26 protein-coding genes are annotated in these 26,216 nt (G+C 61.0%); 16 read left to right on the top strand and 10 right to left on the bottom strand.

The window, feature by feature from the left end:
- Window positions 1-89 precede the first annotated feature (89 nt).
- A complete protein-coding gene (locus tag AC2FLX_RS11405) occupies window positions 90-590 on the top strand; it encodes an Lrp/AsnC family transcriptional regulator (RefSeq protein WP_496743759.1) in 501 nt (166 codons plus the stop codon).
- Between the two features lie 96 nt (window positions 591-686).
- Here the strand turns inward: AC2FLX_RS11405 and AC2FLX_RS11400 are convergent, their stop codons facing one another.
- The 4 genes from AC2FLX_RS11400 to lgt all read right to left on the bottom strand — a co-directional run bounded on the left by AC2FLX_RS11400 (window position 687) and on the right by lgt (window position 4,897).
- Entirely contained in the window at window positions 687-1,466 is a 780-nt protein-coding gene (locus tag AC2FLX_RS11400) for a Hint domain-containing protein (protein ID WP_480749506.1), read from the bottom strand.
- Between the two features lie 727 nt (window positions 1,467-2,193).
- The gene (gene pgeF, locus AC2FLX_RS11395) at window positions 2,194-2,949 is read right to left on the bottom strand and encodes a peptidoglycan editing factor PgeF (protein WP_480749505.1); all 756 of its coding nucleotides are present in this window, start codon (window positions 2,947-2,949) and stop codon (window positions 2,194-2,196) included.
- Window positions 2,946-4,013: a class I SAM-dependent methyltransferase gene (locus tag AC2FLX_RS11390; RefSeq protein ID WP_496810460.1), complete on the bottom strand. Its 1,068-nt coding sequence runs from the start codon at window positions 4,011-4,013 to the stop codon at window positions 2,946-2,948. The genes pgeF and AC2FLX_RS11390 overlap by 4 nt, the downstream gene beginning before the upstream one ends.
- Window positions 4,010-4,897 carry a prolipoprotein diacylglyceryl transferase gene (lgt, locus tag AC2FLX_RS11385; RefSeq protein ID WP_496810461.1) on the bottom strand — a complete coding sequence of 296 codons (888 nt, stop codon included), beginning with the start codon at window positions 4,895-4,897 and terminating at the stop codon, window positions 4,010-4,012. Before lgt ends, AC2FLX_RS11390 begins: the two co-directional genes overlap by 4 nt.
- 97 nt (window positions 4,898-4,994) lie before the next feature.
- Between lgt and AC2FLX_RS11380 the strand changes: the two genes are divergently transcribed.
- The 5 genes from AC2FLX_RS11380 to AC2FLX_RS11360 all read left to right on the top strand — a co-directional run bounded on the left by AC2FLX_RS11380 (window position 4,995) and on the right by AC2FLX_RS11360 (window position 8,195).
- Window positions 4,995-5,243, top strand: a complete 249-nt coding sequence (locus tag AC2FLX_RS11380; protein WP_480749502.1) for an accessory factor UbiK family protein — start codon at window positions 4,995-4,997, stop codon at window positions 5,241-5,243.
- A 312-nt stretch (window positions 5,244-5,555) separates the two neighbouring features.
- Window positions 5,556-6,056, top strand: a complete 501-nt coding sequence (locus AC2FLX_RS11375; RefSeq protein ID WP_496743764.1) for a type III secretion system chaperone family protein — start codon at window positions 5,556-5,558, stop codon at window positions 6,054-6,056.
- A gap of 39 nt (window positions 6,057-6,095) precedes the next feature.
- Window positions 6,096-6,911, top strand: a complete 816-nt coding sequence (gene proC, locus AC2FLX_RS11370) for a pyrroline-5-carboxylate reductase (RefSeq protein ID WP_496810462.1) — start codon at window positions 6,096-6,098, stop codon at window positions 6,909-6,911.
- Window positions 6,904-7,242, top strand: a complete 339-nt coding sequence (locus tag AC2FLX_RS11365; RefSeq protein WP_480749499.1) for a tRNA-binding protein — start codon at window positions 6,904-6,906, stop codon at window positions 7,240-7,242. Before proC ends, AC2FLX_RS11365 begins: the two co-directional genes overlap by 8 nt.
- Window positions 7,242-8,195, top strand: a complete 954-nt coding sequence (locus AC2FLX_RS11360) for a 2-hydroxyacid dehydrogenase (RefSeq protein WP_496810463.1) — start codon at window positions 7,242-7,244, stop codon at window positions 8,193-8,195. Before AC2FLX_RS11365 ends, AC2FLX_RS11360 begins: the two co-directional genes overlap by 1 nt.
- Window positions 8,196-8,293: 98 nt before the next feature.
- On the opposite strand, the gene AC2FLX_RS11355 is transcribed toward AC2FLX_RS11360, so the two are convergent.
- Window positions 8,294-8,884 carry a thymidine kinase gene (locus AC2FLX_RS11355; RefSeq protein ID WP_480749497.1) on the bottom strand — a complete coding sequence of 197 codons (591 nt, stop codon included), beginning with the start codon at window positions 8,882-8,884 and terminating at the stop codon, window positions 8,294-8,296.
- A 378-nt stretch (window positions 8,885-9,262) separates the two neighbouring features.
- Here AC2FLX_RS11355 and AC2FLX_RS11350 point away from each other — a divergent pair, with 378 nt between their 5' ends.
- Entirely contained in the window at window positions 9,263-9,721 is a 459-nt protein-coding gene (locus AC2FLX_RS11350) for a hypothetical protein (protein ID WP_496810464.1), read from the top strand.
- A gap of 173 nt (window positions 9,722-9,894) precedes the next feature.
- Here the strand turns inward: AC2FLX_RS11350 and AC2FLX_RS11345 are convergent, their stop codons facing one another.
- Window positions 9,895-10,797, bottom strand: coding sequence for a LysR substrate-binding domain-containing protein (locus AC2FLX_RS11345; RefSeq protein ID WP_496810465.1), 903 nt, complete (start codon window positions 10,795-10,797; stop codon window positions 9,895-9,897).
- Window positions 10,798-10,908: 111 nt separating this feature from the next.
- Here AC2FLX_RS11345 and AC2FLX_RS11340 point away from each other — a divergent pair, with 111 nt between their 5' ends.
- The 6 genes from AC2FLX_RS11340 to AC2FLX_RS11315 all read left to right on the top strand — a co-directional run bounded on the left by AC2FLX_RS11340 (window position 10,909) and on the right by AC2FLX_RS11315 (window position 15,654).
- On the top strand, window positions 10,909-11,703 hold the full coding sequence (locus tag AC2FLX_RS11340; RefSeq protein ID WP_496810466.1) for an ABC transporter ATP-binding protein: 795 nt from the start codon (window positions 10,909-10,911) through the stop codon (window positions 11,701-11,703).
- A 30-nt stretch (window positions 11,704-11,733) separates the two neighbouring features.
- Window positions 11,734-12,504 (top strand): transporter substrate-binding domain-containing protein, encoded by a 771-nt coding sequence (locus tag AC2FLX_RS11335; protein ID WP_496810467.1) that lies wholly within the window; start codon window positions 11,734-11,736, stop codon window positions 12,502-12,504.
- Between the two features lie 84 nt (window positions 12,505-12,588).
- A complete protein-coding gene (locus AC2FLX_RS11330; protein WP_496810468.1) occupies window positions 12,589-13,278 on the top strand; it encodes an ABC transporter permease in 690 nt (229 codons plus the stop codon).
- A gap of 4 nt (window positions 13,279-13,282) precedes the next feature.
- The gene (locus AC2FLX_RS11325) at window positions 13,283-14,068 is read left to right on the top strand and encodes an ABC transporter permease (RefSeq protein ID WP_496810469.1); all 786 of its coding nucleotides are present in this window, start codon (window positions 13,283-13,285) and stop codon (window positions 14,066-14,068) included.
- Between the two features lie 45 nt (window positions 14,069-14,113).
- Entirely contained in the window at window positions 14,114-14,740 is a 627-nt protein-coding gene (locus tag AC2FLX_RS11320; RefSeq protein ID WP_496810470.1) for a cysteine hydrolase family protein, read from the top strand.
- Window positions 14,741-14,745: 5 nt separating this feature from the next.
- Window positions 14,746-15,654 carry a DMT family transporter gene (locus tag AC2FLX_RS11315; protein WP_496810471.1) on the top strand — a complete coding sequence of 303 codons (909 nt, stop codon included), beginning with the start codon at window positions 14,746-14,748 and terminating at the stop codon, window positions 15,652-15,654.
- Window positions 15,655-15,793: 139 nt separating this feature from the next.
- On the opposite strand, the gene AC2FLX_RS11310 is transcribed toward AC2FLX_RS11315, so the two are convergent.
- Both AC2FLX_RS11310 and carB read right to left on the bottom strand, forming a co-directional pair.
- The gene (locus tag AC2FLX_RS11310) at window positions 15,794-16,918 is read right to left on the bottom strand and encodes a beta-ketoacyl-ACP synthase III (protein ID WP_496810472.1); all 1,125 of its coding nucleotides are present in this window, start codon (window positions 16,916-16,918) and stop codon (window positions 15,794-15,796) included.
- A 492-nt stretch (window positions 16,919-17,410) separates the two neighbouring features.
- Window positions 17,411-20,755 (bottom strand): carbamoyl-phosphate synthase large subunit, encoded by a 3,345-nt coding sequence (gene carB / locus AC2FLX_RS11305; protein ID WP_480749483.1) that lies wholly within the window; start codon window positions 20,753-20,755, stop codon window positions 17,411-17,413.
- A gap of 179 nt (window positions 20,756-20,934) precedes the next feature.
- Between carB and AC2FLX_RS11300 the strand changes: the two genes are divergently transcribed.
- Window positions 20,935-22,062: an aminodeoxychorismate synthase component I gene (locus tag AC2FLX_RS11300; RefSeq protein WP_496810473.1), complete on the top strand. Its 1,128-nt coding sequence runs from the start codon at window positions 20,935-20,937 to the stop codon at window positions 22,060-22,062.
- The gene (locus AC2FLX_RS11295) at window positions 22,017-22,664 is read left to right on the top strand and encodes an aminotransferase class IV family protein (protein ID WP_496810474.1); all 648 of its coding nucleotides are present in this window, start codon (window positions 22,017-22,019) and stop codon (window positions 22,662-22,664) included. The genes AC2FLX_RS11300 and AC2FLX_RS11295 overlap by 46 nt, the downstream gene beginning before the upstream one ends.
- Here the strand turns inward: AC2FLX_RS11295 and AC2FLX_RS11290 are convergent, their stop codons facing one another.
- Window positions 22,665-23,867 carry a class I SAM-dependent methyltransferase gene (locus tag AC2FLX_RS11290; protein WP_496810490.1) on the bottom strand — a complete coding sequence of 401 codons (1,203 nt, stop codon included), beginning with the start codon at window positions 23,865-23,867 and terminating at the stop codon, window positions 22,665-22,667. It lies immediately after the preceding gene.
- A 229-nt stretch (window positions 23,868-24,096) separates the two neighbouring features.
- Here AC2FLX_RS11290 and aspS point away from each other — a divergent pair, with 229 nt between their 5' ends.
- Window positions 24,097-25,878: an aspartate--tRNA ligase gene (gene aspS / locus AC2FLX_RS11285; RefSeq protein ID WP_496810475.1), complete on the top strand. Its 1,782-nt coding sequence runs from the start codon at window positions 24,097-24,099 to the stop codon at window positions 25,876-25,878.
- A 96-nt stretch (window positions 25,879-25,974) separates the two neighbouring features.
- Here aspS and AC2FLX_RS11280 read toward each other — a convergent pair whose 3' ends face one another.
- The gene (locus AC2FLX_RS11280) at window positions 25,975-26,106 is read right to left on the bottom strand and encodes a hypothetical protein (protein ID WP_480749479.1); all 132 of its coding nucleotides are present in this window, start codon (window positions 26,104-26,106) and stop codon (window positions 25,975-25,977) included.
- Window positions 26,107-26,216: the final 110 nt, after the last annotated feature.

Genomic DNA, 26,216 nt, shown 5'->3' with positions numbered 1-26,216 from the left:
TTGAGATTAAAGAATGTTGCGCGGGTGCGAAATAATATTGCGCCCAACCGGGGTGCTGCTATAAGAACCGAAAAACCCAGGAGCATTTTATGGTCGCTACACGGCTGGACGAAATTGACCGCAAGATTCTTTCCGAATTGCAGGCGGACGGTCGCATGACCAATGTCGAACTCGCAAAACGTGTGGGAATATCCGCTCCGCCCTGCCTGCGCCGGGTGCGCACCCTGGAAGAGGCCGGGTATATCCGGGGCTATCACGCCGATGTCAACGCCCGTGAACTGGGGTTCGAGGTTCAGGTCTTTGCCATGGTCGGTCTGGACAGCCAGGCCGAGGTCGAACTGCGCGCCTTCGAGGAACGCTGCCGCAACTGGCCGCTGGTCCGGGAATGCCACATGCTGAACGGCGAGGTGGATTTCATCCTGAAATGCGTCTCACCCGATCTCAGCAGCTTTCAGCAATTCCTGACCGGAGAGTTGCTGACCACGCCGAACGTGGCCAGCGTCAAGACGTCGCTTGTCATTCGAGGCGCAAAGGACGAACCCGGCGTTCCGTTTGACGTCCTGGAAGAACGCCTGAACCGAAGCGCCTGATCGCGACCGCGCCCGAAGGCGAGGTCGAAGACGGCAGAAACGCCGCGATGGTCAGTGAGAAAACCCAGCTGAGAAGCAGATGCATGGCGTTTCCCCTCAGGCCGTGATCGCGTCGATTTCGCCGTCACCGGCACGCGGAAATGCCAGGGGGCCGAAATCGCTGAGCGTGTGAATGTGCTCGAACAGGCTCAGGTACAGCTCACGCAGTGTCTGACCCAGAATGCGTACGGCATTGATGCCGGGGTGATAGGTCTCGAACTGGATGCCGTCGACATTGATCACCGCGTGTTTCTTCAGGCAGATGTGAAACAGCTCGACCGGGGTGGGCGGAATGGTTTCCACCACGCTCATGCCGTCCACGAATTCCTGCACCGGCGTCAGCATCGGGGACCCGCTGGACAGGTGGCGCAGATGCGCGGGCGTGGCCAGAATGCGCGCCGCCGGCCCGGCAATGACCCCCGACATCGGTTTCTGGATGCCGAACGTGTCGGCCATGAACCGGGTCAACGGATGGGTCCGCCCCCGCGCGTCGGGACGCCCCGGCAGCAAGGTGATGGAGCCTTTCCACAAGACTTCCTGCGAGCCGTCCTGAGTGGCGACGTGATCTCCGGGCAGCAGGTCCTCGATGGCCATCGGCCCCTGATCGGTCTCGATCAGCGATCCGCGCGAAAAGGCGCAGAACGCATCCTCGAACAGCGGCAGGGCCGGTGCGATATGGCGTTTCTGGATGATGTCACCGTTGGCGGCCTTGGCGCAGACCTCGTAACGCCTGAGTTGCGGCCGGTTCTGACCGCGCAGCGCAGCCGGGTCCTGCAGCAGCGCAGATGTTTCAACAGCATTGCGCGCCGCTCGCGTTAACGAATATGGAATAGACATTCGTATTCCGTCCCCTTCATTCCTGCCATATTTTGGGCAGCCCCCTCAGACGGCCTTGAATTGGCATACAGGTTTAATGTCCTGAAACGGTCGCAATAACCGCGCTCGATGCAGCGGCAATGGCCTAAAAAGCGAGCGATTTGATGCTCAACTTTGGTCAAAACGATGACCCCCCAAAACAGAACTCATAACAAGCAGGCAAAAAAGCCCACCACACTCACACGCCCCGGAACACCGCGCACAGTTGCGGTTCAGATCCACATCGGCCCAGGGCGCTTGCCGATACGGACGATCCAAAAGGCCGGCAGCTTGGCCTTCCGGAGATATCTCACACTCACTCACATTCGAGTGATGTTGTCTGAACGATCCGATTTCAGCTTCCAGGGCATTGGCAGCACGTGATCCCTGGCAGTTGCGATCACCGACCTGATAAAGCGTGAACCGGTTTTCATTCTTCCCCTTCCTTCAGCGGGCTTTGCACCCGTCCAGCTTGGATAATTCCAAAATGAAATGGTTTTGCGGCGCCCTTAGGGCCGATCCGGGAAAAAAAGAGGACAAATTTGCGCGTCTTGCGGACTCCTTTCCTGTCTGCGCCAGATTTCGACTGTGCGCGCAACGCACTTAACCGGTTGAGGTCAGGTGCATTTCCACAGCTGATTCACAGGAAATTAGATACAAATTTTTGGGCGGGATCGTGGCGGTTTTGCCTTAATTTGGCCGCAAAGCCTCAAAGTCGTATCGCCGATATCAACCGGCCATAGTCAACTTCGCCCGCATGTGTGGCCCGGCGATAGGAATAAAACCGGTCAGGGTCGGAATAGGTGCAATGCCGGGTCCATTCCGCGGCCCCGATTCCGGCCTGTCGCAGTCGGTGCAGCCCATAGGCGGGCAGGTCGAACAGCATCCGGTCGCCGTTGCCATTGGCAAAGAACCGGGTGTTGTCCATGTCCTCCATCAGGAAATCGTCCAGGAACTCCGGCCCTACCTCATAGGCGTTCTGCGAGATCGTGGGACCGATTGCCGCAACCGTGTTCTCGCGCCGCGCACCCAGCGATTCCATCGCATCCAGCGTGGCCTCCAGCACTCCGCCCAACGCGCCGCGCCATCCGGCATGGGCGGCCCCGATGACACCGGCCTTGTGATCGGCAAACAGCACGGGCTGGCAATCGGCGGTCAGGATGGTCAGCGCCAGCCCGGGCACCGCCGTCACCAGCGCATCGGCCTTGGGCCGTTCGTCCAGCGGCTCTGTCACAATCACCACATCGGCGGAATGCACCTGATACACACCGACCAGATCGGTGGCCGTCACCTTCATGGCGTCCGCCACGCGGGTGCGGTTCAGGGCCACGGCGTCGTTCAGGTCCGTTGATCCGACACCGCAGTTCAGCCCCGAGAATATGCCCGAAGACGCCCCGCCGCGGCGGCTGAAGAAACCGTGGTGTGCCGGGGTCAAAAGGTCTGACGTCAGTATTTCCAGCGTCATGGGTCCAATCCGGGTGGTGGTGAGGATGACGCAGGATAAAGCGCCATTGTCTTGAACAGGTTTCCCATTTCCTCGGGGTGCGTCAACCTGCGATGCGCGGCAATCAGCGCATTCAGGTCATTTTCTGCCTTTCCCTGCGCCAAGGCCTGTGCGCGGGCGGTGATGCCGAGGCGTTCCAGAAACACGCCTTGGGTGGTCAACCGGCTATGCGCGCAACCCGTGGCGCGGGCGGCCTCCGCCAGCACCTCGAAATCCACATGCGCGGTCAGATCCGCCTGTCCCGGATCGGCCAGCGGATCGGCGCGGTCATGCGCGCGCAGGGCCTGAAACGTATCTCCCAGCGACCGCCAGTCGCCATAGTCGATTACCAACGCCGCGCCGCCATGGCGCGCTATGCGCCCGGCAACGGCGGCAGTAACCGGCGCGGCGGCAGGGCACAGCTCGACCAGATCGCCCTCGCGCGTGTCACCCAGCCGGTAATCCAGCGCGGCCTGTTGCGCCTGCGCGCCCAGACCAAAGGCCAGCCTGCCGTCCCTTTCGCCAACCAGCCGCTCGCGCCAGCCGGCGCCGTCGCGGAGGAACTGCCGCACCGGCAGGGCGTCAAAGAACTCGTTGGCGACCAGAAACAACGGTGCATCCGGCAGGTCTTCGACCTTGTCCAGCCAGCGCGGGCTGGCCTTGGTCAGGGTGTCGGCCTGAACCTGTCGCAGCGCGTGGGACGCTTCCACCAGAACCACGCGGGCCGCCTCGTGAAAGCCGGGAACGCCGCGCGTCGTGCGCAAGATATCGGCCATCAACGTCCCGCGTCCGGGGCCAAGCTCGGCCAGCGTGAAGGGGGCGGGGCTCCCCTGATCCAGCCAGCTTTGCGCCAGCGCCAGCCCCACCAGTTCGCCGAACATCTGGCTGATCTCGGGCGCGGTGGTGAAATCGCCCTCAGCGCCAAGCGGGTCGCGGGTAGAGTAATAGCCGTGCATGGGATGCAAAAGGCATTCGGCCATGTAATCCGCGACCGTCATCGGCCCATCCTGCCGGATGCGCCCGATCAGTATGTCGCGCAGGCTCATGCCCGCGCCCGCCTGGCCCGCCAGACGAACCACAGGCCAACGGCGATCATCGGCAGCGACAGCACCTGTCCCATCGTCAGGCCATAGCCGCCGGCCTGCCACGCCAGCCCCATCGGATTGCCGTCCGAGACGAATTGCGCATCCGGTTGCCGAAAGAACTCGACGACAAAGCGCGACAGGCCATAGCCTGCCAGAAACACGCCCAGAATCAGGCCCGGTTGCCGGAACCCGCCACGCCGGTAGACCAGCCACAGCAACAACGCGCCCAGCAGCAGCCCTTCCAGCCCCGCTTCGTAAAGCTGCGAGGGGTGGCGCGCGCAAACCCCTTCGACCTCCGGGCAATACTGCGCCATCTCACCGGGAAATATCACCGCCCAGGGTACATCGCTTGGCCGCCCCCACAATTCGGCATTGACGAAATTCGCCAGCCGCCCCAACAGCAATCCGGGCGGCACCGTGTGGGCGACCAGATCGGCCAGCGGCAGGGTCGGGATCCGGTGTTTTCGGGCAAACAGAAACGCGGCGACGATCACGCCCAGCATGCCGCCATGAAACGCCATGCCGCCTTGCCAGACTTTCAGGATGTCGGCCGGGTTCTGCAGGTAATATCCCGGCTGATAGAACAGGACGAATCCCAGCCGTCCGCCCAGAATGACGCCCAGAATGATCCAGGTCAGCAGGTCCTCCAGCTGCCGTGCGCTCATCGGTGGCGCCTGATCCGGCCACAGGGCGGGACGGCGCAATGCCGTCAGCGCCATGCGCCACGCGAGCAGAATACCCGCGATATAGGCCAGCGCATACCAGCGCAGCGCGAACTCCATCCCGAAGATCGAGATCGAGAACAGTTCGGGCGAAAGGTCGGGAAAGGGGATCACTGCCTGCATGTGCGTCTCATTGCCCGTGGTTTGAGGGGCAAGTCAACCTTGAGCCTGCCGCGCTTGTGACCCATATAGAGGACAACCGCGACACGGGAGTAAAGACATGCAGACCCGCAACAAGATTCTTGACGACATTTCCCAACTGATGACCAACGCCATGGGCGTGGCCCAGGGCGCGCGGGAAGAGGCCGAGACCGCGATGAAATCGATGATGGACCGTTGGCTCGCCGACCGCGACTTTGTGACCCGCGAGGAATTCGATGCGGTGCGCGCGATGGCCCAGAAGGCGCGCGAAGAAAACGCCGCGCTGCAAAAGCGCATCGCCGCGCTCGAGGCCAAACAGGGCGACTGATCGCCGCTGACGCCGGAATTTCGGGAATAATCAACCATTCCGAGCAACCCGCCGGGGCTGCGCGGTGAGGTGTATTCTGCCGTTCCGCTTGCTTAATGCAAGAAAAAGCTGCATCAAACGTCGATATTTTGATCGCCGTTGCCGTCTGTCCACAACTTATTGCTGTTATCCCCAAAAATGGGGGTTGTCAGGAAAGCAACCACATCGCACCATATCTTGTACAGACCCAAGGCTGACGCCCGGTTTGTAGAGCAGGCAACTAGCGCTGGGGCGCTGCCAGCCCCAAACCGCTAGAGATCAGTGAGGTGTAACATGGCCCTTTCCGAGCAGTATCTGGAAGAAGACATCCATCCGATCGACATCGTCGAACATCTGGCCGAACATCACGAATGGGATTTCGACCGCATCGGGGACGATCAGATCGCCATGGCGGTCGAAGGCCAGTGGCGCACTTATTCGATCACCCTGGCCTGGTCCGGTTTTGACGAGACGCTGCGCATGGTGTGCTCGTTCGAGATGGAGCCGCCGGAAGAGCGCATTCCGCAGCTCTACGAATTGCTCAACGCAATGAACGATCAATGCTGGGCCGGCGCCTTTACCTATTGGGGCGGGCAAAAGCTGATGGTCTATCGCTATGGTCTGGTTCTTGCGGGCGGCCAGACGGCCAGCCCCGAACAGATCGACACCATGATCACCGCCGCCGTGCTGAGCGCCGAGCGCTATTACCCGGCGATCCAGCTGGTGACCTGGGGCAACCGCAGCTCTGCCGATGCGATGCAAGTCGCCATTGCAGAGGCCTACGGTCGCGCGTAAACCTGCGCCCCGAACCTTAACACGGGGGAGGGGCTTTTCATGGACATGGAACGTGTTGCCGAACAGGGGCTGGTGCTTCTGGGATGCGGCAAGATGGGGTCGGCGATGCTGGCCGGGTGGCTGGAACACGGGCTTCCGGCCGCGTCGGTCTGGGTGATCGATCCGTATCCGTCCGACCGGCTCAAGGCGCAGGGCGTCAACATCAACGCTCCGCTGCCCGAAGCGCCCGCCGTGGTGCTGGTGGCGGTCAAGCCGCAGATGATGGGCGAAGCGCTGCCTGCGATCAAGGCGCTGGGCGGCGGGCGCACCCTGTTCGTCTCGGTCGCCGCCGGAACCTCCATCGCCACCTTCGAAAAAGCTCTGGGCACGGCGACGCCCATCATCCGCGCCATGCCCAACACCCCGGCCGCCATCCGTCAGGGCATCACCGCGCTGATCGGCAATGCACACGCCTCCGAGGCCGATATGGACCAGGCCGAAAGCCTGTTGTCGGCGGTGGGCCAGACCGTTCGCCTTGACGACGAATCGCAGATGGATGCCGTTACCGGTGTCAGCGGGTCCGGCCCGGCCTATGTGTTTCACCTGATCGAAACGCTGGCCAAAGCGGGCGAGGCGCATGGCCTGCCGCACGAGCTTGCGATGAAACTGGCCAAATCCACCGTCGCCGGCGCCGGGGCGCTGGCCATGGCAGCCGACGAAGACCCCGCACAGCTGCGCATCAACGTGACCTCGCCCAACGGCACCACACAGGCCGCGCTCGAGGTGCTGATGCACCAGGAAACCGGGTTCCCCGACCTGCTGCACCGCGCGGTCAAGGCCGCAACCAACCGATCCAGGGAGCTCTCGCGTGAGTGAAATATCGTTTGACGACTTTCTGAAAGTGGATGTGCGCGTGGGCGAAATCATCCGTGCCGAACCCTTCCCCGAAGCCCGCAAACCTGCGATCAAGATGTGGATCGATTTCGGTGACGAGATCGGTGAACGCAAGACCTCGGCCCAGATCACCGCGCATTATGATCCGGCCACTCTGGTCGGCAAGCAGGTGATGGCGGTGGTCAACTTTCCCCCACGCCAGATCGGCAAGTTCATGTCCGAGGTTCTGGTGCTGGGCCTGCCGGACGAAAGCGGCGAAATCGTTCTGATCGGCCCCGACGGCAAGGTGCCGCTGGGCGGAAGGATGCACTGATGAAACTCTGGATCGCCCGCCCGATGACGCCAGCGGTCGAGGCGCGGGCGCGCGCCGAATTCGGTGCCGAGATTCGCGACGGCAATACGCCGCTCTCCGGTGACGAGATGCGCCGCGCCCTGACCGATTTCGACGTGGTGGTGCCCACGCTGGGCGATCTGTTCTCGGCCGGGGTCTTTGCCTCGGTGCCGCAACCCCGCTGCAGGCTGCTGGCCAATTTCGGCGTCGGCTACAATCACATCGACGCGCAGGCAGCAAAGGCAGCGGGGATTGCCGTGACCAACACGCCGGGCGCCGTTACCGACGCCACCGCCGACATTGCCATGACGTTGCTGCTGTCCACCGCGCGCCGCGCGGGCGAGGGCGAGCGGCTGGTGCGCTCGGGTCAGTGGCAGGGCTGGCACCCGACCCAGATGCTGGGCCATCACGTCACCGGCAAGCGCGTCGGCATCGTCGGCATGGGCCGCATCGGACAGGCCATCGCCCGGCGCTGCCACTTCGGTTTCGGCATGCAGGTGGCCTATGTGGCCCGCAGCCCGAAACAGCTCGATTTCCCGGCTGATGCCGCCGCCGATCTGCCCACATTGGCGGCCTCGGTCGATTTCCTGATCGTCGCGGTCCCCGGCGGTGCCGAGACCCGGCACCTGATCGATGCCGCAATCCTCAAGGCGATGAATCCCACCGGCCTGCTCGTCAACATCGCCCGTGGCGAAGTGGTGGACGAACCCGCCCTGATCGCGGCCCTGCAAACCGGCGAGATCGCTGGCGCCGGGCTGGATGTTTACGAGTTCGAACCAACGGTCCCCGAAGCACTGCGCGCGATGGACAACGTCACCCTGCTGCCGCATCTCGGCACCGCAACCGAAGAGGTGCGCAGCAACATGGGCCACATGGCGCTCGACAATGTCGCCGCCTTCGTCGCAGGCCACGATCTGCCCAACGCGGTGAACTGAACCACATGCGCTCCCGCCCGCCGCAGGCGCATCAGGGATGCGCCACCGCCGGTTGGGCCGGGCAGCCTGCCACGGGCAGGCTGCGGTCTGATCCGTGATCAGGCCGAGGGCAGATCGCCGACCGCCTCGCGCCAGTGCCTGCGGCAGAGCGAGACATAGCTCTCGTTGCCGCCAATCTGCACCTGCGCGCCTTCGGTGATGGCGCGGCCGTTCGCATCCTGCCGGATCACCATTGTCGCCTTGCGCCCGCATTTGCAGATCGTGCGCACCTCGCGCATTTCGTCGGCCAGCGCCAGCAGCGTCGCCGAGCCGGGAAACAGCCTGCCCTGGAAATCGACCCGCAGCCCGTAGGCCAGCACCGGCACATCCAGATCATCCACCGCGCGGGCCAGTTGCCAGACCTGATCCTCGGTCAGAAACTGCGCCTCGTCGACAAAAACACAGGCCACCTCGCCCTGTGCAAGCCGCGCCTCGATCATCGCAAACACATCGTCGCCCGGGCCAAAGGTGTCGGCCTCCTCGCAGATCCCGATTCGCGACGCGATTCGCCCGGCGCCCGCGCGCCCGTCGACCGCCGCCGTCATCAGATAGGTCTGCATGCCGCGCTCACGATAGTTGTGTGACGCCTGCAGCAGGACCGTCGACTTGCCGGCATTCATGGTCGAATAGTTGAAGTAGAGCTTGGCCATGCGCCGGGTCTAGACCGCCCGCGCAAAGGGGGCAAGGCGCTGTGGGCCAAAGAGTTATGCGATGATACAAGGTTACACGACGCCGCCGCCACGGCAACGGGGCCTGAGCCAACGCTCGTTCGGGGATGGTCAACCCATAACCGCAACGACGACGTCATTGGCCATCATCTGACCGGAAAGGAGCGGGGCGATCAATTTTGCCCCGCCAACACTCACTACCAGCAGGAACTGCCGCCACTCACTCACAAAATCCCTCGTTTGTCTGAGGGATAGCCAAGGTATGACATTTGAATTAATACTCTGAAATGGGAAATTTCCTGACCCTTTCCCCCGGAAACAAAAAAGGGTCGGCAGAGGCAGTTGTTCGATGAGGCGAAAATGGCAGATATCTGCGCCTATCTGAAGAAACACACCGAGGCGCTGGTCAAGGATGTCGGGATCGAGGCGGCCTGCGAGATCACCGGCAAATCCAAGGCGACGCTGGGCCGGTACTATTCCGACAATGCCGAACATTCCGACCGCTTCATGCCGGTGGACGCGGTCGCCAAGCTTGAGGCCAAATCCAGCTATCCGCACGTGACCTCGGCGCTGGCGGACCTCAAGAACATCACCCTGTCCTACAACGGCCGCAACTCGGACGAGCCCAGAACCGGCGGCGTGAATTCCGACGTGATCGCGCTCAGCCAGCGCTTTGCCATGCTGATGAGCGAATACCAGGAAGCGATCGAAGACGGCATCATCACCGTGAACGAGGCCAAACGCCTGCTGCGCGAAACCGTGCAACTGCAACAGGTGCTGATCGACATGAAACTGCACCTCGAAGAGGAAAGCACCTGATAGCGGGCCGGTTTGTCGCTTTTGCAGCCGACTGTCGGGGCCGCCCCGTTTCCATCGCGCCTGCCGATAGGTGGCGGCAGTGCGGGACGAAGTGGTCATTCCATGCCCCAACGCGAATGGCGGTAATTGGCTTGTAGCTCAATCCAGGCACGACTTTAAGCGTGTGACTTCCATTAACTTGTTTCTGTTCGCACAGGCGCAGCTTGATCTATCAACCAAGCTGCAAAAGTGTCGGCCGCGGGCTTCCTTGTTGCCTGCCGTGGTACAGCGATTGCGTACCAGACGCAGCGTATTTGTCTGTCGTCCAGTTTGACGAGGCTTCCGGATTTTACTTCCCTCGCGCACAAAGTCTCGTCAGCAAGGATGATACCTTCACCGTCAAGTGCCGCGTCAATTGCCAGCGATAGGTCGGAATAAACCCGGCCGTGTTCCCACTGAACTTTTCCGGGCTCGTGCGTGGCGAACCACTTTTGCCAGATTTCCCGGCCATTATCGTGAACGAGAGGTGCTTCGCTCCAGTTCACGCCTTCCTCCTGTACCTTCAACCGATCGTACAATTCAGGCGAACATGCCGGGTAGCCGTCAATTGGAAAGAGCTGATGCTTCCTGACGCCAGCTGACGGAAGACGCGTTTCGAAGTGAATGATCAAATCCGCATGTCCTTCGCCAAGCCGGGAGGGCTGCCAGGCCGGACGAAGATCAATGTCGACTTTGGGAAATTCCTCGCAGAACTCTGTGATGCGCTTTCTGAGCCACAAGGACGCCAAGGCGGGTTCTGCACTGACGGTCAGAGTCCCCTTTTTCGTCGCGCGTAACATATCGCTGCAAGCATCCTTCAGGACCTGAAATCCGCCGGACACGCGCGGTAGCAGCGCCCGCCCATCCTCGGTAAGCGTGATCCGATTGCCCGAGCGGATGAAAAGGTTGGTGCCGAACCAGGCTTCCAGGTTCTTCACGTGCTGGCTGATGACCGAGTGACTGACATTCAATTCAGCCGCCGCTTTGGCAATGCTTTGGTGACGCGCCGCGGCCTCAAAGGCACGCAGGGCATTGAGATGGCGGAGTGACGTCGACATGCGTTACAGCGTAGTCAAAACCGTCGCTGAGGGCCAGTTATTCCTAATTTTCCGAGTTCAGAGCGGACGCTACCGTTTGCAGATAAAGAATCCGACCTGACCGGAAAGCTCATGGCGCACCCGCAACCTGTATCTGATCCCGATATTTCCCTGCAGGTCGATGACCTTCACAAGTCGTTCGGAGCCTTGGAAGTCCTGAAAGGCGTTTCACTTGAGGCCCGCGAAGGCGATGTCATTTCAATGCTTGGCTCATCCGGGTCGGGTAAAAGCACCTTCTTGCGCTGCATCAACCTGTTGGAGATGCCGAATGCGGGCACGATCACCGTGCATGGTGAGGCCATCAAGATGGCAACAGACCGCCATGGCGATTTCAGGCCAACCGACGCACGACAGGTCGAACGTATCCGGTCGCGTCTGGCGATGGTGTTCCAGTCCTTCAATTTGTGGTCGCACATGACCGTTCTGGAAAACGTCATTGCCGGACCGATGCATGTGCTGAAGCAACCCCGGGCCGAGGCCATCGAAAAAGCCAAGGCAGTGCTGCAGCGGGTCGGCATGTACGAGCGCCGCGACTATTACCCGGCACATATTTCTGGCGGTCAGCAACAGCGCGCGGCCATCGCCAGAGCTCTCGCCATGGAACCCGAGGTTATGCTGTTCGACGAACCCACCTCGGCGCTTGATCCGGAATTGGTGGGCGAGGTGCTCAAGGTGATCCGGTCTTTGGCCGATGAGGGGCGCACCATGATCGTCGTGACCCACGAGATGGGCTTTGCCCGCGACGTGTCGTCCGACGTGATCTTCCTTCACCAGGGACGGATCGAGGAACAGGGCAAGCCGCAGCAAATGTTCAGCAGCCCGGAAACTGAACGGTTCCGCGAGTTCCTGTCCAACACACGACACTAACCAATCTTCATCAAATCAGGGAGAGAAACCATGAAACTCACAAAAACCATCCTGGCTGCCGTAGTCAGCACCGCTGCGTTGCTGGGCGCACCGGCGATGGCTGAAACGCTGCGCATCGGGGTCGAAGGCGCCTATGCACCGTTTTCAATGAAAGAAGCTGACGGCACACTTTCGGGCTTTGATATCGACATCGCCTTGGCACTTTGCGCCGAATTGAACCGCGAATGTGAGCTGGTCGAACAGGAATGGGATGGCATGATCCCGGCGCTGATCGCCAACAAGTATGACGCCATTGTCGCCTCCATGTCGATCACCGAAGATCGCAAGAAGCGGGTCGATTTTACTGAGAAGTACTACTTCACGCCTTCGCGCTTTGTCGCGAAGGAAGGTTCGACCATCGTGCTGACCAAGGAAGGCACGGCGGGCGTCAAGATCGGTGTTCTGCGCGGTACCACCCTGCAATGCTATGTCGAGAAGCACTTCCCGGACGCGGACCTGAAACTTTATAACACCCAGGAAGATGTGTTCGCCGATCTGGCTGCCGGCCGTCTGGATATGCAGTTGAACAACACGCTTCAGGCGATGGACGGGTTCCTCAACACCCCACAGGGCGAGGGCTTTGCGTTCCACGGGCCGAACCTTGACGACGTCGACTGCCTGGGCGAGGGAACCGGCATTGCCGTGCGGAAGGGCGATCCTCTGGCAGATGAGCTGAGCGAAGCGATCCTCGCGATCCGCGCCAACGGCGTCTACCAGTCGATCAACGACAAGTACTTCGCGGTCGATATCTACGGCGAATGATCCGTTAGACACGCCGGGCGGCAGGAGCCATTTCTTGCCTCTGCCGCCCATCTCCTCTGAAAACCTGAACTGGATGAACGGCTCATGGAGCTGATTTTCGAATATCGTCAGATCCTGATCGAAGGAACGGTCGTCACGATATCACTGGCGTTGCTATCCTTGGTGCTGTCCATCTTGTTCGGTCTCCTGGGCGCTTTTGCAAAGCTGTCGCATTCGCGCGGAATGCGCCGCGTCGGCAATCTCTACACCACCTTCGTCCGCAGCGTTCCCGAATTGGTCCTGATGATGCTGATCTTCTATGGCGGCCAAGCACTCCTGAATGACATTGGTCAGGCCACGGGTCTTTGGGGCTATGTCGATGTGAACCAATTCATCGCAGGGGTCCTGACGCTTGGGTTTATCTTCGGAGCCTATATGGCCGAGACGTTCCGCGGCGCCATCCTGGCCATTCCTCCCGGTCAAATCGAGGCAGCAAAGTCGGTCGGGATGACACCGCGGCAAGTTTTTCAGATCGTCACATGGCCTCAAATGGTGCGCTATGCGCTCCCGAGTTTCACCAACAACTGGCTGGTTCTGGTCAAGGCCACTGCGCTGGTCTCTGTCATTGGCCTGCACGATCTCGTCTGGAACGCCTTCTCGGCCGGGCGCTCAAACCACAAGCTCTTCACCTTCATGTTTGCGGTTCTTGTCATCTACCTGATCATCACTGCCGCCTCGGACATGGCCTTGCGTTGGGTTGACCGGCGTTACAGCGCTGGCGTGCGAAAGGCGTAAGTTCATGGAAGGCGACCGCACATTCTTTGAATATCTGCGCGACTTCAGCGAAACCGCGTCGCCGCTCGACTTCGTTCTGATCTACGACAACATTGACCGCTTTTTCGCAGGCGCCTGGGTCACGCTCCAGCTGACATTCTTGGCGCTTCTGCTGGGCGGGTTGATCGCCGTGCCGCTGGCCATTGCACGGGCTTGCAAGAAGCCGGTGCTGAACCCGGTTATCTGGAGCTATACCTACGCCTTTCGCGGCACGCCCTTGTTGGTGCAGACCTATCTCATCTACTTCGGTCTGGGTCAGTTCGAGTCGGTTCGCAACTCATTCCTCTGGGACCCGATCCTAAGCGATCCATGGTGGTGCGTGCTCATCGCGTTCACCCTCAATTCTGCGGCGTATACTACCGAATTTTTGCGCGGCGCGATCGAGACCACACCACATGGCGAGATCGAGGCCGCGAAGGCCTGTGGCATGTCTCCTTGGACGCGGATGCGTCTGGTGGTGCTGCCAAGCGCCTTTCGCCGAGCACTGCCCGCGTATTCAAACGAAGTGATCTTCACCCTGCACGGCTCGGTCATCGCAAGCACGGTGACCTTGCAGGACCTTCTCGGAGTCGGGCGCTGGTTAAACGGACGCTATTACCTGGCCTACGAAGGCTTCGTCACAGCGATGGTGTTCTATATGGCCATCGTGTTCCTGATCTCGCTGGCATTCAGATATGCCGAAAGGCGCTATCTCAAGCATCTCCGTCCGCGCGAGGACAAGGCGCTCAAGCCTTCTACGAAAAATGCGTGAACGCAAAGACGATCTTCCTCAAATGCAAGACCGAAAGGCACCCCGATGACCCAGATACTAAACACCAAACGCGAGCTGATCGAAGGCCGTGCCGCCCTGATCGTGATCGACATCCAGTGCTCGACATTCGCACCGATCCCCGACGAGGAACGCACGATCGCGCACATGCCGGACTACGCTGAGCGTATGGCTCGCACCAAAGGGGTCATCGACAAGGCACGCGAAATGGGAATCCCGGTCATATTCATTCAGGAGATTCACCGCGCCGATCTTGTAGACATGGGCCGCGAAACCGACGGTGACGAGGATATCCATTGCCTCGACAACAACCCTCTGACCGACCTGGCGGTGGACCAGCTGGGCATCCTCCCGAATGACTACAAGATCCAGAAACGCCGCTACTCTGCCTTCTATGGCACCGACCTGGAAATCCTGCTCAAAGGATTGAAGGCCGAAACCCTGATCCTCACGGGTGGGCTGACGGATGTCTGCGTGCACTACACGTTTGTCGACGGCCATCAGGGCGACTATTTCTGCCGTGTGATCGAGGATTGCGTGGCGGGCTCCAGCATTGCCGCACACCAGGCCTCGCTCAACGCCATGGAATATCTCCAGCACGGTGCGATCCGTTCGATCGACGAAGTGCTGACGGCGATGGATGCGCAGGCCTAAGTCGTATGCACCCGACCCGGAACCTCTCTGCAATCAGCCTCGCGCTGGTTGCGTCGGCAATCCTCAGCTTCATCGACAATTTCGTGGCATCAGTAGCCGAAGAGGCCGGGCTGTGGCAGTTCCAGCTATTCCGCACCTTGCTTGCCATCCCTCTGTTGCTCATCGTTGGGCGAGTTGCGGGGAAATCGCTTCGCCCTGTCAACGTCAAGGGGCTGGTCGGGCGGAGCCTGCTCGTTTCGCTGGGTCTTCTGATCTATTTTGCATCCTTGGGCGCATTGCCCGTCGCCCAAGCCGGCGCGGGCTTGTTCAGTGCGCCGCTTTGGGTGGCTCTATTGACCGTGATCCTGTTTCGTCAGGCGTTGGGGTTTGTCGGAGCATTCGCGGTTTTGCTCGGCTTCACGGGCGCGTTGATGCTGTTGCAACCTGATCACAAGAACCTCACTGCGCTGTCTTTGATGCCGCTGGCCGCTGGCTTCTTCTACGGATTGGGGATGATGCTGACCCGCCATTGGTGTGCTGACGAAAACCCAGTGACTCTGGCCATCGGCATATTCACCACCATCGGTATCGTAGGGGTGGCCATGCTGGGTGTTGTTTCGCTCGTGCCCGGCGAGAGCTTCATGACACAGCCTTGGACCACGCCAAGCCCGCGGTTCTTGTGGCTGACCCTGTTTCAGGCAGCAGGCGCCGTCATCGCCGTTACACTGATCGCCCAGGCCTATCGGGTCGGCACCCCTGCTGTCGTGGCTGTGTTCGAATATTCATTTCTGATCTTTGCAAGCCTCTGGGCCTTCCTTTTGTGGGGAACGACAACAAACACGCTGGCCTGGTTGGGGATTGCTCTGATCCTGACTTCTGGCCTGCTGATGGCAACCAGTCGCCTGAGCGCCGCCAATAAACCGGCATCGCTTTAACAGACGGAGGCCGTCACAAATGTGACTTATCACGAACGAGGACGGCTCCATCGCAATAGCAGCCATTCAGGTATCGTGCAGCATTTGTAATTATGGGCTCAAAGCCGACACCCCCAGACCGGCTCCAACACCCAACCCGTCACCCGTGCCGTCTGACGATCACCGATCCCACCGAATACCCTGCACCGAACGAACAGATCAGGCCGATATCGCCTTCCTGCAAGTCGTCCGAATACTTGGAAAAGGCGATGATCGACCCGGCGGACGAGGTGTTGGCATAGTCCTGCAGGATATTGGGCTGTTCGCCCGGTTCCGGTTCGCGTCCCAACACTTTCTTGCCGATGAAATCGTTCATCGTCTTGTTGGCCTGATGCAGCCACAGCCGTTTCAGGTCGGTGTTCGCGATGCCCTCGGTGGCCATGTGATCGGCGATATGCTGGCTGACCAGCGGCAGCACTTCCTTGAACACCTTGCGCCCGTTCTGCATGAACTGCATGTCGCGCCGGTCCGCGACTCCGTCGGGGCGCGAGCGGCGCAGAAAGCCGTTGTTGTTGCGGATGTTGTTGGAAAACTCGGTGGCGCAGCGGGTGGACAGGATCTCGAAATGCGGCCCGCTGGCCTCGTTCTCGCGTTCGATCAGGGTCGCGGTGGCCACATCGCCAAAGATGAAATGACAATCCCGGTCGCGCCATTCCAGGTGGCCCGAGCAAATCTCGGGGTTGACCACCAGCGCCGCCCGCACCGACCCCGAGCGCACCATGTCCGCCGCCGCCTGAATGCCAAAGGTCGCCGACGAGCAGGCCACGTTCATGTCGAACCCGAACCCCTTGATCCCCAGCGCGTTCTGTATCTCGATCGCAATCGCCGGATAGGCGCGTTCGTGGTTCGACGCCGCACAGATCACCAGATCCACATCCTCGGCGCTGCGCCCCGCTTGCGCCAGCGCCTTGCGGCAGGCATCCACCGCCATCTCGGTCATGATCCCCGGTTCGTCATCGCTGCGCTGTCGCAGGGTGGGGTGCATGATCTCGGGGTTCAGAACGCCGGCCTTGTCCATCACGTACCGGTTCTCGATTCCCGACGCCTTGACGATGAACTCCTCCGACGAATGCTGCATCGGCTCCACCCGCCCGGCAGCGATGGCCGCGGCATTCCCGGCGTTCTGCCGATCGGCATAGGCGTTGAAGGCTTCGACAAGCTCGGCGTTGGTGATCACGTTCTCGGGCGTATAGACACCGGTTCCGGTAATGGCGGGCGTGTACATGGCGGATCCTGAATGTTTCGGATTGGCTCAAAATGAAGCCGCCTCACGCGCTGATCAAGGGGAAGTGACCCAAGGGAATCCCCCCGGATCAGTGAAAAATTGCTTCATCTCTGAAATGTTTCGGTAACGGCAGGCGCCAGCCCGCCACCCGGCAGTTTTCGATGGCGGCGGCAGCTCCGTCGCCAGTCCGGATCGGTGTCGCGGAATGGTACAATTCGGACAAGTGGGGGATGAAATCGCGTACAAATCGCGCACTTCATCTGTACATCGCTGAAGCCCGGACGCCTTGACCGCGGCCCGACACAAGTTTCCCCCTCCCGGTTTACGCGGCTCAGATCAGGGGAACAAACGGCACGTCACAGGCCGCAAGCGCCAGAAGGGAGGCGAAGACCACAATGGTACGCATGGCTGATTTTCCTTGTACTGCTCGTTGAAAACAGCATTGTCCCCCGCCAGCCAAAGGTCAACGGGAGAGGCAGGAGCCGGCAAGTATCAGCCTTGCAGGCTGCGCACCTCGACATCCCCCTCGGCCTGCGCCTTGATCGCCAGCGCCGCGGCATTGCTGGCGGCGGCGGTGGTGAAATAGGGGATCTTGTCATACAGCGCGATCGAGCGGATGGACTTGCTGTCCTCGACCGCCTGCGCGCCCTCGGTGGTGTTCATCAACAGCTGAACCTGCCCGTCCTTGAGCATGTCGACCACGTCGGGGCGGCCCTCATAGACCTTGTTGACAACGTCGCAAGGTACCCCGTGGCCGTCCAGCCAGCTTTGCGTTCCGCGCGTGGCGACCAGTGTAAATCCTTGTTCTACCAACACTTTCGCCGCTTCCAGCATCGCCGCGCCCTTGTCGGCATCCTTGATCGAGATAAACGCACGACCCGAGGACGGCAGCACCATGCCCGCCCCCATCTGAGCCTTGAGGAAGGCGCGCGGGAATGAGCGATCCCAGCCCATTACCTCTCCGGTCGAGCGCATTTCCGGACCCAGAATGGTATCGACACCGGGGAATCGGGCAAAGGGCAGCACGGCCTCTTTCACCGAGAACCAGGGCATGTTCGGGTCGGCCAGAGTCATCTGGTCGGCGATCTTGGTGTCCTGCCCCTCCTTGTAGGGCGGGCGCATCGGGAAGTTCGACAGCGGCTCTCCCGCCATCACCCGCGCGGCGATCGAGGCGATGGCGCTGTCGGTGGCCTTGGCGACGAAGGGCACGGTGCGCGAGGCGCGGGGGTTCACCTCGATCAGATAGATTTCATCATCCTTGATTGCGAACTGTACGTTCATCAGGCCGACGACATTCAGCGCACGCGCCAGCTTGTTGGTCTGCTCCTTGATCTGCTCGATGATCTCGGGCGAGAGCGAATAGGGGGGCAGCGAACAGGCGCTGTCGCCCGAATGAACGCCCGCCTCTTCGATATGCTGCATGATGCCGGCCACATGCACCGCCTCGCCATCGCAGAGCGCATCCACATCCAGTTCGACGGCGCCGCTGAGATAGCTGTCGAGCAGCACCGGGCTGTCGCCCGAGACCACCACCGCCTCGGCGATGTAGCGTTTCAGGTGGTCCATATCGCGAACGATCTCCATCGCGCGACCGCCCAGTACATAGGAGGGGCGAATTACCAGCGGAAAGCCGATTTCATCTGCAATTTCAATAGCCCGCTCGTCGGTTGAGGCAATGCCGTTCTTGGGCTGTTTCAGGCTCAGCTTGTTAACCAGGTCCTGAAACCGCTCGCGGTCTTCGGCCAGGTCGATGGCGTCCGGGGTGGTGCCCAGGATCGGAATGCCCTCGGCCTCCAGCGCGTTGGCCAGTTTCAACGGGGTCTGGCCACCGAACTGGACGATGACACCGTGCAGCGTGCCGTTTTCCTGTTCCTTCGTCAGGATTTCCATCACGTGTTCAAATGTCAGCGGCTCGAAATACAGACGGTCTGAGGTATCATAGTCGGTGGACACCGTCTCGGGGTTGCAGTTGACCATGATGGTTTCATAGCCCGCATCGGTCAGCGCATAGCAGGCGTGACAGCAGCAATAGTCGAACTCGATCCCCTGACCGATCCGGTTCGGGCCGCCACCCAGAATGACCACCTTCTTGCGGTCCGACGGGCGTGCCTCGCATTCGACCTCGCCCATCATCGGGGCCTCGTAGGTCGAATACATATAGGGCGTCTGCGCTTCGAACTCGGCGGCGCAGGTGTCGATGCGCTTGAACACAGCGGTGACCCCGACCTCCTTGCGGGCCTTGCGGACTTCGGCTTCTTTCTTGCCGGTCAGCTTGCCGAGGCGGGCATCGGTGAAGCCCAGCATCTTGAGCGCGCGCAACCCGGCCTCGTCGGCGGGCAGTCCTGCCTCGCGCACCTCGCGTTCGGCGTCCACGATCTCGCGAATGCGGGCCAGGAACCAGGGATCGAACTTGGTCACCGCCTGAATCTCGTCATCCGAAAGCCCGTGCCGCATCGCCTGCGCAATGGTGCGCATCCGGTCGGGGGTCTGTTGGCTGATGGCCTTGATAACGGCGGCCTTGTCGGTCACTTCCTCCCAAGGGCCCACACTCAGACCGGGAATGGAAACTTCGTCGAACCCGGTCAGGCCCGATTCCATCGAGGCCAGCGCCTTTTGCAGCGATTCGTGGATCGTCCGTCCAATGGACATCGCTTCGCCCACCGACTTCATGGCCGTGGTCAGGAACGGTTCCGCACCGGGGAATTTCTCGAAGGCGAATTTCGGAATTTTGGTGACGACATAATCGATGGTCGGCTCGAAGCTGGCGGGCGTGACCTTGGTGATGTCGTTGTCCAACTCATCGAGCGTGTATCCGACGGCCAGCTTGGCGGCGATCTTGGCAATCGGGAAACCCGTGGCCTTGGACGCCAATGCCGAAGAGCGAGACACGCGCGGGTTCATCTCGATCACGACCATCCGGCCGTCTTCGGGGTTGATCGCCCATTGTACGTTCGATCCGCCGGTTTCCACACCGATCTCGCGCAGCACGGCGATCGAGCCGTTGCGCATGATCTGGTATTCCTTGTCGGTCAGCGTCAGGGCAGGGGCCACGGTGATCGAGTCACCGGTGTGCACGCCCATTGGATCGACGTTTTCGATGGAACAGACGATGATGGCGTTGTCGGCGGTGTCGCGCACCACCTCCATCTCGTATTCCTTCCAGCCCAGCAGGCTTTCGTCGACGAGGATCTGGTTGACCGGCGAGGCATCCATGCCCGAGCGGCAATAATGTATGTAATCCTCACGGTTATAGGCGACGCCGCCGCCGGTTCCGCCCAGGGTAAAGGCCGGGCGGATGATGGCGGGAAGGCCGATGTCTTCCAACTCGTCCAGTGCCATCTGAACGCCAGCATCCAGGTCGGCTGTGCCGTTGGGTTTCTTCGGCGCGGTGACGATGGTGGCGCGGGGATTTTCCAGCCCCAGCCGGTCCATCGCCTCGCGGAACAGCTTGCGGTCTTCGGCCATCTCGATGGCCTCTCGCTTGGCGCCAATCATCTCGACGCCGAACTTTTTCAGCACGCCCATCTCTTCCAGCGCCAGTGAGGTGTTGAGACCCGTCTGCCCGCCCATCGTGGGCAACAGCGCGTCGGGGCGTTCCTTTTCGATTATCTTGGCGACGACTTCGGGCGTGATCGGTTCGATATAGGTGGCGTCGGCCAGTTCCGGATCGGTCATGATCGTGGCCGGGTTCGAGTTCACCAGGATGACCCGGTACCCTTCCTCGCGCAGCGCCTTGCAGGCCTGTGCCCCGGAGTAGTCGAACTCGCAGGCTTGCCCAATGACGATGGGGCCCGCCCCGATGATCATGATCGACTGGATGTCGGTTCTCTTCGGCATGGCCAGGTTCCTTCGGTTTTTCGCGAGTCGGCAGGCGCCCACCAAGCGCCCAAATTGTCGTGGGTTATAGGGACCGCGCGAAAAGGTGCAAGGGGGATCGGAATCTGATGCGCATTTGCCGCTTTCCCCCCTTTCGCCTGTCCCCGAAACCTCTATATCGCAGCCCACGGCAAATGGGGATGCACTTGCATATTCGTTTCGATCAGGGTCCGGCCGGTCCGGGAACGTGTTTCGACCGCCCGTCGCGCGTGATCCGCGCCGACGAACCCGCCGATGTGCCTGCAGCCCTAGCCGCTATTGATGCCGCCCGGGCGCAGGGGGCGTGGCTGGCGGGATATGCCAGTTATGAGCTGGGCTACACACTGGAGCCGCGGCTCGCCGCGCGCATGCCGGTTGGCCGGCGGCTGCCGCTGATCTGCTTTGGTGTCTATGGTGCGCCCGGCCAATGCTCTGTAACCACAGGGGCAGGGGAGATCACCCGGTTTGCGCCGCGCTGGAACGAAGATCGGTACGGGGATGCGTTCCGCGCGGTTCACGACGCCATCGGCGCAGGTGACATCTATCAGGCGAACCTGACTTTTCCGGTCGATCTTGACCTCGAAGGGCCTGCTGTCGCGCTATATGCGGCATTGGCGCATCTCCAGCCCGTGGGACATGGCACGTTTGTCCGGCAGGAGGGATTGCCCGACCTGCTGTCGCGTTCGCCCGAGCTGTTCTTTCGCACTGATGCTCGCGGAATGATTGAAACCCGCCCCATGAAAGGCACCCAGCCGCGCAGCGCCGATCCGGCCGAGGACGCCCGCCGCCGCAACTTTTTGATCAGCGACGAAAAGAACCGGGCCGAGAACCTGATGATCGTGGACCTCTTGCGCAACGATATCAGCCGGGTGGCGGTGCCGGGGACAGTCAAGGTGCCCGAACTGTTCAGGGTCGAAACCTATGCCACCGTGCATCAGATGGTATCGCTTGTGCGGGCGCAGTTGCGCGCCGATGCCCGTTTGTCTGACATACTGAAGGCTCTCTTCCCCTGCGGCTCGATCACCGGCGCGCCAAAGATCCGCGCGATGGAAATTCTGAGCGATCTGGAACCCTGGCCGCGCGACATCTATTGCGGCACCATCGGCTGGGCCGCACCTGACGGCCGGTCCGAATTCAACGTGGCGATCCGCACGCTGATGGCCGAGGGGAACCGGGCCACGCTGAACGTTGGTGGCGGCGTCGTCTGGGACAGTACCGCAGCATCGGAATACGAGGAGGCGTTATGGAAAGCGCGCTTTGCCCGCCAACTGAGCCTGATTTCCGCCTGATCGAAACATTGGGTTATCGCTCCGGTGAAGGGTTCGCACGCCTTGATCGTCACTTTGCGCGAATGGCGCGGTCGGCGCAGGCCTTGAACATTCCATTTGACCGCTCGGCAGCAGAACTGCGGTTGCAGGCGGTGGCGGGCGACGATCCGCTGCGCTGCCGTCTGACTTTGGAGGCAGACGGTCAGTTTGGCCTGACCACCGGTGCCCTGACCGAAACCCCATCTGTCTGGCGCGTGGCGGTCGCCCCAGAGCGGCTGGACTCCGGGAATTTTTGGCTGCGGCACAAGACCACCCGGCGCGCGCTTTACGATGAGGTTCGCGCAAATCTGCGCGACGGGATCGATGAGATGATCTTTCTCAACGAACGTGGGGAAGTCTGCGAAGGTACCATCACCAATATCTTCGCGGTCATGGCTGATGGCAAAATGCTGACTCCGGCGCTTTCCGCTGGTCTTTTGCCGGGAATTCTGCGTGAAGAACTGCTTGTAAAACGAGAGGTGTCCGAAGCTATACTAACTTTGAACGACTTAAGAGAAGCTCAGAGTATTCTTGCTGGCAATTCCCTGCGAGGGTTGATCAGGGTGGAAATGGCAACCTCCTGATCACTCGGCGGCGTCCCGCAGCCGATCGCGGCCAGGGTAGAGGTAGTCACGGGTGAGAGGCACCGCATCGCGCCGATGGCCAAGCTGGAACTGGAACACGGTCTGGTCCCGCTCTTCGAAAACCAGGATACAGATGGTCAGGTAAAAGCGCCACATGCGGACGAACCGCTCGTCATACATCGCGCGGACCTGATCGATATTGGCTTCGAACCGGTCCCTCCAGCAGCGCAGCGTTTTGGCGTAGTGCAGGCGCAGGCTTTCGATATCCAGGTTCCACAGGCCTGCCCGACCAATCGGCACCACCAGTTCCGACAGGGACGGTACATAGCCGCCGGGGAAGATATACTTGTTCAGCCACGGCGACTGGTTGGTCGGCGGTCCATTGCGCCCGATGGTATGGATCAACGCCACGCCGTCGGGTTTCAACAAATCGGCGACCTTGCCGAAATAGGTGTCATAGTGGGGCACGCCCACATGCTCCAGCATGCCGACCGAAACGATCCGGTCGAACTGTCCGGTGAACTCGCGATAGTCCATCAGGCGGATATCGATATGGTCCCGCATCCCGGCCTCGACCGCGCGCGCCTTGGCAGCGTCATGCTGGTTCTGCGACAGGGTCAGGCCGGTGACATGGGCGCCATGTTCCCGGGCCAAGGTCAATGCCAGCCCGCCCCAGCCGCACCCGATGTCAAGAACCCGGTGACCGGGTTCAAGGCACAGCTTGCGCGCGATATGCGCCTTTTTCGCGGCCTGAGCCTGATCCAGCGTCAGGTCTGGCGTGTCGAAATAGGCGCAGCTGTACTGCATGTCCGGGTCCAGCATCAGCCGGTAGAAATCGTCGGACAGGTCGTAGTGATGCGCCACGTTGCGCCGTGCCAGACGCAGCGTATTGCGCTGCAGAACCGGTCGCAGGAAAAACTTTGCCCGTTCGAGCCAATGATAGAATCTCGGAAGATTGCCCGCCGACAAATTGCGAATCGCAACCCTCAATACATCGTCCAGACTGCTGTCTTCGGTGGTCAGCGTACCCTCCATCACCCCTTCGCCAAAGCCAAGCTCGGGGTTCTGGCACAATCGCCGCATCAGGTCGGGGGCATGGATCCGGAAATGGGGGCACGGGTGCGTTCCGTCACCATAGACTTCGCTGGACCCGTCCGGAAACGTCACCCGCAATGCGCCCTGAGTGACGAACCTGTTCAACACACGATCTAAAATTCTTTGCCACATCATCCTACTCTTCCCCGCTCGATGGGTGAGCGTTCTGAAACAGAAGACAAGAAATCCATATCACAGCATTGGAAATATGCACCAATTTCGTGATTTCCACCTCTTTTGGGTGACTTCCCGGTCACGATGGCGCGCGACCCTTGACTTCCCGGGCCTATCGCGGTGTATCGGCGCGACGAATTCTCCGCCCGAAGGGATATGACCGATGCACGCCTATCGCAGCCACACCTGCGCCGAACTGACTGCCGCCAATGTCGGTGACACCGTCCGCCTGTCGGGCTGGGTTCACCGCGTGCGCGACCACGGGGGCGTTTTGTTCATAGACCTGCGCGACCATTTCGGCGTAACGCAGGTTCTGTGCGACGGCGACAGCGCCGCCTTTGCCGAACTGGAAAAGGTTCGGTCCGAGTGGTGCATCCGTATCGACGGCACCGTCAAGGCGCGCGATGCGGATTTGGTGAACCCGAAGCTACCCACTGGCGAGATCGAGGTGTACGTGCGCGAATTGGAAGTGCTGGGTGCGGCGTCGGAACTGCCGCTGATGGTGTTCGGCGATCAGGAATATCCCGAGGAAACCCGCCTGCGCTATCGCTATCTGGACCTGCGCCGCGAGGCGATGCAGCGCAACATGACGCTGCGGTCCGACGTGGTCGCCTCGATGCGCCGCAGCATGTGGGATAGGGATTTCCGCGAATACCAGACCCCGATCATCACCGCGTCAAGCCCCGAGGGCGCACGCGACTTTCTGGTTCCCTCGCGTCTGCATCCCGGCAAGTTCTATGCGTTGCCGCAAGCACCGCAGCAGTTCAAGCAGCTGATCATGGTGTCAGGATTTGACCGCTATTTCCAGATCGCGCCCTGTTTTCGCGACGAAGATCCGCGCGCCGACCGCTCGCCCACCGATTTCTATCAGCTCGATCTCGAGATGTCCTTTGTCGAGCAGCAGGACGTGTTTGATACCATCGCGCCTGTACTGGCCGGTGTGTTCGAAGAATTCGGCGAGGGCCGCAAGGTGGATGCGTGGCGGGACTGGCCGCAGATTTCCTATCGCGATTCCGCGCTGTGGTACGGCACCGACAAGCCAGACCTGCGCAACCCGATCAAGATGCAGGACTGTTCCGAGCATTTCCGTGGCTCGGGTTTTGCCATCTTCGCCAAGTTGCTGGAGCAGGACGGCACCGAAATTCGAGCCATTCCCGCGCCCACTGGTGGCAGCCGCAAGTTCTGCGACCGCATGAATGCCTTTGCCCAGAAAGAAGGGCTGCCGGGGATGGGGTATATCTTCTGGCGCGATCAGGGGGAGGGCATGGAGGCCGCAGGCCCGCTGGCCAAGAATATCGGCCCCGAGCGCACTGAGGCGATCCGCCAGCAACTGGGTCTGGGCGTCGGCGACGCGGCCTTCTTCCTGGGCGGCAAGCCCAAGTCGTTCGAAAAGGTCGCCGGCAAGGCGCGCGACGTGATCGGTGCCGAATTGGGCCTGACCGAGACCGACCGCTTTGCATTCGCCTGGATCGTCGATTTCCCGATCTACGAGCAGGACGAGGAAACCGGCAAGATCGATTTCGAGCACAACCCCTTCTCGATGCCGCAGGGAGGTATGGACGCGCTGATGGGCGATCCGCTCAAGGTGCTGGGCTATCAGTACGACCTGTCCTGCAACGGATACGAAATCCTGTCGGGCGCGATCCGGAACCACAAGCCCGAGATCATGTTCAAGGCCTTCGAGATTGCCGGATACGGCGAGGACGAGGTGCGCAAGCGGTTCGGCGGCATGGTCAACGCCTTCCAGTACGGCGCCCCCCCGCATGGCGGCTGCGCAGCAGGTATCGACCGTATCGTGATGCTGTTGGCCGATACAGTGAACATCCGCGAGGTCATCATGTTCCCGATGAACCAACGCGCCGAAGACCTGATGATGTCGGCCCCTTCGGATCCGACGTCGGATCAGTTGATGGAGCTGGGCCTGCGCGTTATCCCGCAGGATTGACACCTGAAACGCCGCCTCAAAAGGGCGGCGTCTTACTTTGAGGGACGCAATACCACACAGGGCATCGGTCTGCCTTTGGCGCCGTTGCTTGGTGTGCTAGGGAAATATCCCGCTTTCTTCTACCTCGCCGCGCTGACGATTGCGCCGGATGTCTTGTGCTGCTGCCCGTACATGCCGGTAGAGCACCAGATAGACTGCGCCAAACAGAACCAGACTGCTTGCTGCCACCTCAGATTGCCTCGCGTCGTTCCAGCCGGGTCTGCACCATCCCGGCAAGCTGCGCGGCGCAAGTGGCATAGGGCCGCCCGCGCGAGCGCGCCCGCGCTACATCCTGCGCG

The organism is Ruegeria sp. YKSF57, assembly GCF_059612585.1.
Note: the sequence above shows the minus strand (reverse complement) of the source record. Positions and strands in the feature narration are given on the sequence as shown.